The sequence below is a fragment of the Cryobacterium sp. TmT2-59 genome (genome assembly GCF_004403545.1).
In the GTDB taxonomy this organism is placed as follows: domain Bacteria; phylum Actinomycetota; class Actinomycetes; order Actinomycetales; family Microbacteriaceae; genus Cryobacterium; species Cryobacterium shii.
Genome location: NZ_SOGM01000021.1, coordinates 58,433 through 69,438, shown reverse-complemented (window position 1 = coordinate 69,438; position 11,006 = coordinate 58,433). Strand labels below are relative to the sequence as shown.

13 protein-coding genes and 2 pseudogenes are annotated in these 11,006 nt (G+C 69.3%); 13 read left to right on the top strand and 2 right to left on the bottom strand.

What is annotated here, in order from left to right; translation table 11 throughout:
• Positions 1-433 precede the first annotated feature (433 nt).
• From E3T24_RS03975 to E3T24_RS03950, 8 genes and pseudogenes are all read left to right on the top strand, one after another.
• Positions 434-1,666, top strand: a complete 1,233-nt coding sequence (locus E3T24_RS03975; protein ID WP_338145006.1) for an AMP-binding protein — start codon at positions 434-436, stop codon at positions 1,664-1,666.
• Positions 1,663-2,013 carry a hypothetical protein gene (locus E3T24_RS18240; protein ID WP_338145007.1) on the top strand — a complete coding sequence of 117 codons (351 nt, stop codon included), beginning with the start codon at positions 1,663-1,665 and terminating at the stop codon, positions 2,011-2,013. Before E3T24_RS03975 ends, E3T24_RS18240 begins: the two co-directional genes overlap by 4 nt.
• Positions 2,010-3,011, top strand: a complete 1,002-nt coding sequence (gene pdhA / locus E3T24_RS03970; RefSeq protein ID WP_134365318.1) for a pyruvate dehydrogenase (acetyl-transferring) E1 component subunit alpha — start codon at positions 2,010-2,012, stop codon at positions 3,009-3,011. Before E3T24_RS18240 ends, pdhA begins: the two co-directional genes overlap by 4 nt.
• A 13-nt stretch (positions 3,012-3,024) precedes the next feature.
• Positions 3,025-4,006 (top strand): annotated as a pseudogene (locus tag E3T24_RS03965) (alpha-ketoacid dehydrogenase subunit beta).
• Positions 3,999-4,109, top strand: a pseudogene (locus E3T24_RS17855) (biotin/lipoyl-containing protein); the annotation flags it as partial. The pseudogenes E3T24_RS03965 and E3T24_RS17855, both read left to right, overlap by 8 nt.
• A 40-nt stretch (positions 4,110-4,149) precedes the next feature.
• A complete protein-coding gene (locus E3T24_RS03960) occupies positions 4,150-4,893 on the top strand; it encodes a 2-oxo acid dehydrogenase subunit E2 (RefSeq protein WP_241978612.1) in 744 nt (247 codons plus the stop codon).
• Positions 4,890-5,132 carry an acyl carrier protein gene (locus E3T24_RS03955; protein ID WP_134365319.1) on the top strand — a complete coding sequence of 81 codons (243 nt, stop codon included), beginning with the start codon at positions 4,890-4,892 and terminating at the stop codon, positions 5,130-5,132. Before E3T24_RS03960 ends, E3T24_RS03955 begins: the two co-directional genes overlap by 4 nt.
• A gap of 121 nt (positions 5,133-5,253) precedes the next feature.
• Positions 5,254-6,204 (top strand): sigma-70 family RNA polymerase sigma factor, encoded by a 951-nt coding sequence (locus E3T24_RS03950; RefSeq protein WP_179954742.1) that lies wholly within the window; start codon positions 5,254-5,256, stop codon positions 6,202-6,204.
• Here E3T24_RS03950 and E3T24_RS03940 read toward each other — a convergent pair.
• On the bottom strand, positions 6,201-6,449 hold the full coding sequence (locus tag E3T24_RS03940; protein WP_160141132.1) for a hypothetical protein: 249 nt from the start codon (positions 6,447-6,449) through the stop codon (positions 6,201-6,203). The genes E3T24_RS03950 and E3T24_RS03940 overlap by 4 nt on opposite strands.
• Before the next feature lie 89 nt (positions 6,450-6,538).
• On the opposite strand from E3T24_RS03940, the gene E3T24_RS03935 reads away from it, so the two are divergent.
• The 5 genes from E3T24_RS03935 to E3T24_RS03915 all read left to right on the top strand — a co-directional run bounded on the left by E3T24_RS03935 (position 6,539) and on the right by E3T24_RS03915 (position 9,532).
• Entirely contained in the window at positions 6,539-7,435 is an 897-nt protein-coding gene (locus E3T24_RS03935) for a D-hexose-6-phosphate mutarotase (protein ID WP_160141133.1), read from the top strand.
• A gap of 115 nt (positions 7,436-7,550) precedes the next feature.
• Positions 7,551-8,066, top strand: coding sequence for an Asp23/Gls24 family envelope stress response protein (locus E3T24_RS03930; protein ID WP_347232636.1), 516 nt, complete (start codon positions 7,551-7,553; stop codon positions 8,064-8,066).
• Positions 8,067-8,081: 15 nt separating this feature from the next.
• Positions 8,082-8,348: a GlsB/YeaQ/YmgE family stress response membrane protein gene (locus E3T24_RS03925; RefSeq protein ID WP_134365324.1), complete on the top strand. Its 267-nt coding sequence runs from the start codon at positions 8,082-8,084 to the stop codon at positions 8,346-8,348.
• Between the two features lie 171 nt (positions 8,349-8,519).
• Positions 8,520-8,930, top strand: coding sequence for a DUF4383 domain-containing protein (locus E3T24_RS03920; RefSeq protein ID WP_134365325.1), 411 nt, complete (start codon positions 8,520-8,522; stop codon positions 8,928-8,930).
• Between the two features lie 53 nt (positions 8,931-8,983).
• Entirely contained in the window at positions 8,984-9,532 is a 549-nt protein-coding gene (locus E3T24_RS03915; RefSeq protein ID WP_134365326.1) for a hypothetical protein, read from the top strand.
• Between the two features lie 41 nt (positions 9,533-9,573).
• Here E3T24_RS03915 and E3T24_RS03910 read toward each other — a convergent pair whose 3' ends face one another.
• Entirely contained in the window at positions 9,574-10,917 is a 1,344-nt protein-coding gene (locus E3T24_RS03910) for an AAA family ATPase (RefSeq protein ID WP_241976060.1), read from the bottom strand.
• Positions 10,918-11,006: the final 89 nt, after the last annotated feature.

The window sequence follows — 11,006 nt, the reverse complement described above, 5'->3', positions numbered from 1 at the left end:
CGGGGCCGGATCCCCGCTGACGCGACGTTGCGCGAACGCATGGCGCGGAAGCTGAAGACGAAGAAGGGCCGCGCGGCCTATGCGCGGCGGAAGGCAATCGTGGAGCCCGCTGCGGCCAAATCGGCCCGGATCTTGTCGAATCAACTTCGAATAGGCGTTACTGGCACACGCTCCTAGCCGCCGCGCCCCGGCGGGGGTTTCATGGGCTCATGACAGCCGGAACCGAGTCGTCGACACACTGGCCCACGATCCGAAAGGACGTCCCCAGCCTCCGTGTGGCCCCGAACCTCCTCGACTACGAGAAGACCCGCGCCACATTCACCTGGGACGAGGCCCGCCGCGGCCTGTCGGGGCTGCCGGGCGGCCAGGGCCTCAATATCGCCTACGAAGCCGTCACCGGCATGCCGCGGGCCCCCGCGCGCACCGGGAGGCCTTGCGCTTCATCCGGGCCGACGGCACGAGCCACTCCCTCACCTACGCCGAGCTCCTCGAGCAGACCAGCCGCTTCGCCGGCGTGCTGCGGGGCCTCGGGATCGAGCGCGGTGACCGCGTCTTCTCCCTCACCGGTCGCATCCCGGAACTGTACGTCGCAGTGCTGGGCACGCTCCGGCACGCCGCCGTCTTCTGCCCGCTGTTCTCGGCGTTCGGCGCCGAGCCCGTGCGCCAGCGACTGGAACTGGGCGGAGGCAGGGCACTGATCACAACGCGGGCGCTGTACCGCAAGAAGGTGGCGCCGATCCGGGACCGGCTGCCGCAGCTGCAGCACGTTCTCCTGGTCGACGCCGCGGATGAACCGGAACCGGGCACGCTGGACCTGGCGGCGCTGATGCGCGAGGCGCCGCCCTACGGGGAGATCGCCGAAACGCACCCCGAGGACATGGCCCTGCTGCACTTCACGAGCGGCACCACGGGCACTCCCAAGGGCGCGATCCACGTTCACGACGCCGTGACCGCCCACTTCGCCACCGGCCGCTTCGCCCTCGACCTGCATCCCGACGACATCTATTGGTGCACCGCGGACCCCGGCTGGGTCACGGGCACCTCCTACGGGGTGATCGCCCCGCTCGTGCACGGCGTGACCAGCATCGTCGACGAGGAGGAGATGGAAGCGGACCGGTGGTACCGCATCCTCGCCGATCAGCGGGTCAGCGTCTGGTACACGGCGCCGACGGCTCTGCGGATGCTGATGAAGGCCGGCACGGAGCGGGCCACCGCCCACGACCTGTCCGCACTGCGATTCGTGGCGAGCGTGGGCGAGCCCCTCAACCCCGAGGTCGTCGTGTGGGGTCAGGAGGCGTTCGGCCTGCCGGTGCACGACAACTGGTGGCAGACCGAGACCAGCGGAATCATGATCTCGAACTACGTCGCCACCGAAGATCCGCCCGGGCTCGATGGGCCGCCCCCTGCCCGGCGTCGAGGCCGCCCTGGTTCAGCGCGACGAGCAGGGCACACCCGTCATGCGGGGCGCCGAACCCGTGCTGGTGACCGAACCGGATGCCGTGGGAGAGCTGGCCCTGCGCCCCGGCTGGCCCTCGATGTTCCGCGGGTACCTCAACGAGGAGGAGCGCTACCGCCGGTGCTTCGTGGGCAGCTGGTACCTCACCGGCGACCTGGTCCGGAGGGACGCGGACCTACTGCTGGTTCGTCGGTCGCGGGGACGACGTGATCAAGTCCTCCGGCCACCTGATCGGCCCCTTCGAGGTAGAGAGCTCACTGATGGAGCACGCCGCGGTGGCCGAGGCGGCCGTGATCGGAATCCCGGACCCCGTCGCCGGCGAGGTGGTCAAGGCGTTCGTCGAACTGCACCCGGGCTGGGAGCCCGCCGAGGCACTGCGCCTGGACATCATCGGTTTCGCGCGAAAACGCCTCGGCCCGGCCGTGGCACCGCGGGAAGTCGAGTTCACGACGACGCTGCCGAAGACCCGCAGCGGCAAGATCCTGCGCCGCCTGCTGAAGGCCAGGGAGCTCGGCCTGCCGGAAGGGGACACGTCGACCGTGGAGGTACCCCGATGATCGATGAGTTCACCGCGAGACGGGTCACGGCCGACCCGGAGCGGGCCCGCCACCTGCTGCTGCAGATGCTGCGGGCGAGGCGGTTCGAGGAGAAATGCGTCGAGCTGTACAGCGCGGCCAAAATCCGCGGATTCATGCACGTGTACATCGGCGAGGAGGCGGTCGCGGCCGGGGTGATGGCGGCACTCGAACCGGAGGATGCGGTACTGGCCATCTATCGGGAGCACGGCCACGCCCTGCTGCGCGGAGTGTTGGCGGGAGCAATCCTCGCGGAGATGTACGGCTACGAACAAGGATGCTGCCGCGGCCGGGGTGGGTCGATGCACCTCTTCGACGCGGCCACCCGCTTCTACGGCGGCAACGCCATCGTGGCGGGCGGCCTGCCCCTGGCGGTGGGCCTGGCCCTCGCCGACAAGATGGCGGGTCGCGACCGCGTCACCGTCTGTTTCTTCGGGGAGGGCGCGGTCGCGGAAGGGGAATTCCACGAGAGCATCAACCTGGCCGCGCTGTGGCAATTGCCGGTGCTGTTTCGCTGCGAGAACAATCTGTACGCCATGGGCACGGCCCTCGGGCGCTCGGAATCCCAGACGGATATCGCGTTGAAGGCGGCCGCCTACGAGGTTCCCGCCTGGCCCGTGGATGGGATGGACGTGCTCGCCGTCGAGGAGACGGCCCGGCGGGCGGTGCACATGGTCAGAGCCGGCGGCGGCCCGCACTTCCTGGAGCTGAGCACCTACCGGTTCCGGGCGCACTCGATGTATGACCCCGAGCGCTACCGGGAGAAGGCCGAGGTGGCCACCTGGTTGGAGCGCGACCCCATCGACCTGCTGCGCGCGGCGCTGGAGGCGGCCGGCGAGCTCCCGGCGAAGACGTGGGCGGCGGTGCAGGGGGAGGTCGACTCGGAGGTGCAGGCCGCCGTCGAGTTCGCGAAGGCCGGCACACCCGAGCCGGTTGAGGACCTCACCCGGTTCCTCTACACCGAGCGAGGCCCGAAGTGACGGGGATGCCGACATGAAGACGACCTACCGCGAGGCGATGCGCGCCGCGATCCGTGAGGCGATGACGCGCGATGACCGGGTCTTCCTGATGGGCGAGGACGTTGGGCGGTACGGCGGCTGCTTCGCGGTGAGCCTCGGGCTGCTGGAGGAATTCGGCCCGGAACGCATCCGTGACACCCCGCTCTCGGAGTCGGGTTTCGTCGGGGCCGGGATCGGCGCCGCGCTCGGCGGGATGCGTCCCATCGTCGAGATCATGACCGTCAACTTCAGCCTCCTGGCGCTGGACCAGATCATGAACAACGCGGCAACCCTCCGGAACATGTCGGGCGGGCAGTTCAGCGTTCCGCTGGTGATTCGCATGACGCCCGGCGCCGGGCGCCAGCTGGCCGCGCAGCACTCGCACAGCCTCGAGGGCTGGTACGCCCACATCCCGGGGCTGCGCATCCTCACCCCGTCGACCCTGGAAGACGCCCGCGGGATGCTGTGGACCGCGCTGCAGGATCCCGACCCGGTGCTGATCTTCGAGCACGGCTCGCTCTACAACGTGGCCGGGGAGATCGCCGACGACGCCGGCGCGGTCGACATCGACACCGCCGCCGTGCGCCGATCCGGCCGGGACGTGTCCCTCATCACCTATGGCGGCACCCTGCAGATCACGCTCGACGCCGCCGAGCCGCTGGCGCAGGAGGGCATCGACGCCGAGGTTTTCGATCTGCGCACCCTGCGCCCCCTCGACGACGCCGCGATTCTCGCCACCGTCGCGCGCACGCACCGCGCCGTCATCGTGGACGAGGGATGGCGCAGCGGCAGCATCTCCGCCGAGGTGAGCGCGCGCATCACCGAGTCGGCCTTCTTCGACCTGGATGCGCCGGTCGGCCGGGTCTGCAGCGTGGATAGTGCCGCTGCCCTACGCCAAGCACCTGGAACTGGCCGCACTCCCCTCCGTCGACCGCGTCGTCGCCGCGGCCCGGGAGGCGGTGGGCACCCATGGGTGACTTCCTGATGCCCGCCCTCGGCGCGGACATGGATCACGGCAAGGTGGTCGAGTGGCTGGTCAAGCCCGGCGACTACGTGCACCGCGGAGACATGGTCGCCGTCGTGGACACGGAGAAGGCGGACATCGACGTGGAGTCCTTCGATGAGGGGGTCGTCGCGGGCACCCGCGGCCCCGCGCGCCCCGTCCCCGCGGGTGATGACGCCGGCGGTCGCCGCGGAGCGGGCGGCCGGCCTGCGCCGCGCCGTCGGCGCACTGATGGCCCGCTCGAAGAAGTCCATCCCGCACTACTACCTGAGCACCACCCTGGACCTGCGGGCCGCGCTCGCGTGGATGGAACAGGTCAACGCGGGTCGGCCCGTCGCGGAACGCCTGGTCCCCGCCGCGCTGCTCCTGAAGGCATGCGCGCTGGCCGCCCGCGCCGTGCCCGAAGTGAACGGCTTCTACACCGACGGCGCCTTCAGGCCGAGCGCCGCCGTTCACCTGGGCGTGGCCGTGTCCCTGCGCCAGGGCGGCCTGGTCGCCCCCGCGATCCATGACGCCGACACGCTCTCCCTCGACGTTCTGATGGCCCAGCTGCGGGACCTCGTCGGCCGCGCCCGTGCCGGGCGCCTGGCGCGTGCCGAGATGGCAGATCCGACCATCACGGTCACTAATCTCGGCGACCTCGGCGTCGAAAGCGTGTTCGGGGTCATCTACCCGCCGCAGGTCGCCCTGGTGGGCCTCGGCCGGGTGGTCGAACAGCCGTGGGCGCACAACGGATTGCTCGGCGTGAGGCCCGCGGTCACGGCCACCCTGTCCGCCGACCACCGGGTCAGCGACGGGTTGCGCGGAAGCCGATTCCTGGCCCAGGTCGAAGAATTGCTGCAGGCACCGGAGGAGCTATGAACGAACAGGATGCTCGCGCGGCCGTCTACGCCGCCATCGGCCAGGTCGCGCCGGATGTCGACACGGACGATCTGGATGAAAATGCTCGGCTGAGGCAGGATCTCGAACTCGACTCCCTCGATTTCCTGCGGCTGATCGAGACCATCGCGCAGGCGACCGGCGTCGATACCCCCGCGCGGGACTACCCCCGGGTCGCGACCGTGAAAGGCCTGGTCGGCTATGTCCAGGCCCACGGCTGAGCCGGACAAGCCGAATGCCGTTTCCGAGCATTATTCGGTTTCTCGAGGTCCGCGTCAAGTCCCTCGACGGGATGAGGCGTGGGCTGTGTACTGATGTTCCAGCCCGAACTGGAGGAGACTCATGACGATCACCGCACGCCAGCCATCCATCGCCACTTACAACCGTGCCGCCACGGATGCGTTCGGTGATTACCTGAGGAAGATCGGCGCCGTGGCGCTCCTCACCGCCGAGGACGAGGTCGACCTCGCCCGGCGGATCGAAGTCGGCCTGTTCGCCGAGGAACGCACCGAGCGAGCCGAGCCGGGCGCGCTGGAACCCTCACTCCTGCGTGAACTCGCGTGGCTCGCCCACGACGGCCACCGTGCGAAGAACCGCTTCATCGAGGCCAACCTTCGCCTGGTGGTCAGCATCGCCAAGCACTACTCCGGACGCGGCATGCCGATCATGGACCTCGTGCAGGACGGCAACATCGGCCTCGTCCGCGCCGTCGAGAAATACGACTTCATGACCGGCTTCAAGTTCTCCACCTACGCCACCTGGTGGATCCGCCAGGCCATCCACCGCGGCATGGCCGACAAATCCCGCATGATCCGCATCCCCGTGCACACCGCGGAGAAGCTCAACAAGATCAAGCGCATCCGCCGAGACCTCACCAGCACCCTCGACCGCGAACCCACCATGCAGGAGTTGTCCGACGCCTCGCAGATCCAGGTGGTCGACGTGATGAGGCTGCTCCGGTACGACAACGAGCCGATGTCGCTGCAGGCCCCCGTCGGCGACGGCCTCGGCGACATCTCCGAACTGATCATCGACGATGACCTGCCCCAGCCGGAGGAGCACGCCGTGCTGACCATGCGGGCCACCGACATCGGCTTCTACCTGAACGCACTGCCCCCGCGCGAACGGTCGATCCTGACCGCCCGATTCGGGCTGACCGGCGGCGCACCGCAGACGCTCGACCAGATCGCGGTCGTGCAGGGCGTCACCCGGGAACGGGTGCGGCAGATCGAGAAGCGCGCCCTCGCCCTCCTCAAGGTGCCCTGCCTGGAGCAGTACCTGCGGGACTACTAGCCCAGCCGGCCCCGAGTGCGGCGGCCCCCGGCGAAATACGCGAGGGGGCCGATGAAGTTCACCCCGATGACGAGGGCCCAGACCACCTTCGGCCCGTTCACAAGCGCCGCCGGCCGGGCGGCGAGGTCGCGCCACGCTGCGGCCGCGAGGGCGAACTGCACGGATGCGCCCACAATCGCCCCGACCCGTTGCCGCGGGCTCAGGTCACGCCAATGCCGCACCTTCTTCTTCTTCTTCTTCTGCACACCCCCACGCTACTCCCCGACGCCAGCGGGGACCACGCCCGGCTTGCGCGCCGACTGGCCCGAGCGCGGGAAGCTGCGAAACTGTCACTATGCCCTTCGCACCTCCTGTTCCCGCGTCCCTGCCGGCATCCGTTGAGGTCGGCCTCGGTTCGGGCGGCCTGCCGGTTGTGCGCGTGGCCGGCCGCCAGGGTTCGGCCGAGATCTACCTGCACGGGGCCCAGGTCACCGCGTGGACTCCGGCCGGCGGGCGGCCCGTTCTGTGGCTGAGCGCGACCAGCCGGTTCCTGCCGGACGCGGCCATCCGCGGCGGGGTTCCGATCTGCTTCCCCTGGTTCGGGGCGAAGGCGGGGGCTCCGTCCGCCGCCGCGCACGGGTTCGCCCGGCTGACGGAATGGGAATTCGTCGACGCGCAGGAAGCCGGCGACGACGTGGTGCTGACCTTCCGACTGGGCGATACCCCGGCCACCCGCGCTTCCGCCTGGCCGCACCGGTTCGAGGCGCTCTACACGGTCACCGTCGGCACCCGCCTGGCCCTCGCCCTGCGGATCACCAACCTGGAACCGGAGGCCGTGACCTTCGAAGAGGCGCTGCACACCTACCTGCGGGTCGATGATGTGCGCGATGTGCGCGTGGCCGGTCTCGAGGGCGCTCCCTTCCTCGATCAGCTGGCGGGTCTCACCGAGGTCCCAGGGGCAAGCGAGCCCGTACGGTTCGAGGCGGAAACGGACCGGATCTACCTCGGCACTGACGCCGCCGCCACGGTGATCGACCCGGCGGGCCACTCCGTCACCATCGAGAAGCGCGAGTCGCACAGCACCGTCGTGTGGAACCCCTGGGCTGCCAAGGCCCGGTCGATGTCCGACTTCGGCGACGAGGAGTGGACCGGGATGGTCTGTGTGGAGACCGCGAACATCCGCGGGGATCTGGTTCGGCTCGAACCCGGCCAGAGCCACACGATGACCGCCGTTCTGGCGGCCGTGGCCTGATGCACCGATGCCCGTTCCGCCCCGCCCTAAAACTTTTATTCGCATCCGCGTGACGAAAGTCGCTCGCGGCACGTCCTATCAGTGCACTGCCCGGTTGGCGTTCGCGTGAACCGGTATCACCTTCCCAGATCGGAGCTCCACCATCGTTGACACCAGCGCATCCGCACAGAACCCGGTCACCGGGCCAGGCGAAACCGTCATCACTGACGGCGTCGTCGCCAAGGTGGTCGGCATCGCGGCAAATCAGGTGCCCGGTGTGCACGCGCTCGGCGGTAGCGCCGCGCGCGCCCTCGGGGCGATCCGCGAAGCCTTCAGCGGCGCGGACCTCTCCCCCGGGGTGAGCGTCGACGTCACCGACGGTCGGGTATCGGCGACGATCTCCATCGTCGTCGAGTACCCGCACGAACTGCGGAAGGTCGCGGACGATGTTCGCGCCGCCGTCGCCACCGCGATCGAGACGATCGTCGGGATGCAGGTCGGCCCGGTCGATGTGACCGTCAAAGACGTGCACCTCGCCGCGGACGACAGCAGCGACGACAGCGACGCTGACGACAGCAATGATGACGACAGCAATGCTGACGCTAGCAGCGCGGACGACACCCGCAGCGCCAATCACGATTCCACAGAATAGAAAAGGACAAGACACATGAGCTTCATCGGATTCCTCATTCTCGGCCTCATTGCCGGCGCAATCGCCAAGGCGATCCTCCCGGGCAACCAGGGCGGGGGCTGGATCATCACGTTGATCCTCGGCGTGGTCGGCGCCTTCCTGGGCGGTTTCCTCGGCTCGGCAATCTTCGGGGTCGACCTGGCCGGCTTCTTCTCGATCCAGACCTGGCTCCTCGCCATCGCCGGCTCAATCATCGTGCTGCTGGTCTACGGTGCACTGGCCGGCCGTCGTCGCCGGGCCTGATCCCCAGCTTTAAAACACAGAACGGGCGCACCCTCCGCGGAGGGTGCGCCCGTTCTGTGTTTGTGCAGTCACCGCACCGGGCAATCACCGCACCGGCCAAACCGAATCCCCGATGATTCCGAACAGTTACCAAGCACGGCGGGACCGTGACAACTACCGGAGGTCATTCTCATGCGCACATCACCCAACCGACTCATCGCCACCGTCTTCGGCGCCGTCTACCTGCTGGTCGGACTGCTCGGCTTCGCCGTCACCGGCGGCGTCAGCTTCTTCGCCACCCAGGGCGGGCTGCTGCTCGGCATTTTCGCGGTCAACCCCCTGCACAACACCGCCCACCTCCTGATCGGCGCCGCCCTGCTGATCGCCGGCGTGTCCACCGTCTCCGCGGCCAAGGCCGTCAACACCACGGTCGGCGCCGTGTACCTGCTGCTGGGAATCGTCGGGTTCTTCATCGCGAGCACCGCGCTGAACATCCTCGCCCTGAACACCGCCGACCACTTCCTGCATCTGGCCAGCGCCATCGTGCTGCTCGGCGCCGGGCTCGCCGCGGACAAGACCGCTGCCCGCACGGTCACCGCGTAACCGGCAGCCGCGCCACGCCCACGCCCACCGACGCACCCACGGACAGGACTCCCATGACTCCGATCAGCCTCCTCTGGACCGCCTTCGCCGCCCTGGGGGCGGGCACCATTCACCTGGCCGTGGGCGCGGGCGCTCCCCTGCCGCTCGCGATCCTCTTCGCCGGGGTCGGCGCCGCGGAGATCGGCTGGGGTGTGGCGACCCTCGTGCGGGGGCGCGTCCTCGTGGCCGACCTGGCCGTTGTCGGGGCGCTGATCCCGGTATTCGTCTGGGGAGCCACGGCGACCCTGCGCAGCGGCTTCGGCCTGCCCGCCGATGCGGCGGGCCTGCCGGTCTTCCCGATGGCCGTCGCCACCCTGTTCAGCGTGTTCGTGGCCCTCTCCCTCGCCGTCGCCCGGCGGCGGGCGGCGTCGGAGTCCGCGGCAACGGGCACACCTCAGGGCCGGCGCTTCCTGGCGGCGCTGGCGCTCGGAGGTCTTCTGGTCTCCGGTCTGACCACGCCGGCCTTGGCGGCAACGGATGCGGGCGCGCACGCGGTGCCGCACGGTTCCCACAGCGAAACGGCCCACCCCGTGCTGCCGGAATCACCGCATTCCCATCACTGATGGCCGCTGCTGATCGAAGCCGCAGCTGATCGAAGCGGGTGCTACTCCGCGGTGCCCGGCAAGGCGAGGCCTGGTGCGGGCGGGTTCGGCGCGGCCGGGCGCGGGCCGCGCATGAACCGCCGCACATTCTCGTCCACGATCATGTCGTTCGGGCGCAGGGGACGGGTGAGGTAGAGGCCGTCCAGGCTGGTCAACCGGCTGAGGGCCACGTAGGTCTGACCGGGGCTGAACACCCTCGCCCCGAGATCCACAACCGCTCGCTCATAGGTGGCGCCCTGCGACTTGTGAATGGTGACCGCCCAGGCCAGCCGCAACGGAAACTGCGTGAACTCGGCCACGACATCCTTGCGCAGCTTCTTGGTGGTCGGGTTGTAGGTGTACTTGAACTTCTCCCACACCGCCGGTTCGACCTCGTGCGTCTCGCCGTCGATATCGACGTAGACCGTCGATTCGACCCGGGTGACGGTGCCGATGCTGCCGTTCACCCAGCGCGGACCGCCGTCCTGCTGGGAGTCGTTGCGCAGGAACATGACCTGCGCGCCCACCTTCAGCTCGAGCACCTCATCGGCCGGGAACGTGCGGCCGCCGAAGTCGCCGGTGACGTCCGCCTTGGCGGTGCGCGCCCTGCCCGACAGTCGTTTGAGGGCGGAGGCGTTGATGCGGTTCACCGCGTCGTTGCGGGTGGCCAGGGTGATCACGCCCTCGCTGGGCGGAGTGCGCGCCCCGGCGGCGTTGAGCGCGCCGCCGATCTCGGCCGTCACCTGCCCGTGGCGGACCGCGTTGAGCATGTGCTTGAAGTCGGCGTCCCGCTGGCGGTGCACCTCGGTGAGCTCGAAGATGCGCAGGTCGGCGGCCTGCCACACCTTCGCGTCGAAAAACCACATCGACCGATAGTTGTCGGCGAAGTAGGCGCGTTCGTCGGAGTCACCCGGCACCGGGGCCAGCTGGTACGGGTCGCCGAACAGCACGATCTGCGCCCCGCCGAAGGTGTCGTTCGGGCGCTGCCGGGCCTGGCGGAGGCTGCGGTCGATCGCGTCCATCAGGTCGGCGTTGACCATGGACACCTCGTCGATGACCACGGTGTCGATCGTGTTGAGCAGTTTGCGCACCTGGTCGGACTGGTCGATCGCGTTGTCGGCGATCACGCCGATCGGCAGCCGGAACAGGGAGTGGATGGTCTGGCCGCCGACGTTCAGCGCCGCCACCCCGGTGGGCGCCGCGATCACGATCTGCTTGCTCGTGTGCCAGGACAGGTGGTTCAGCAGCGTCGATTTGCCGGTGCCGGCGCGGCCGGTCACGAACACGTTCTGGCGGGTGCCCTCGATGGCCTGGAACACTTCGGCCTGCTCGCGCGACAGCGGAATCTCAGACGGAATCTCGGACACGGTGGGCACTTTCGATGGGTTCGGACGGGACATCCCACTGTATCCGGCCCGGCTGTGGGAGGCGGCCGGGCGGGCGGGTCGGTGGAGAA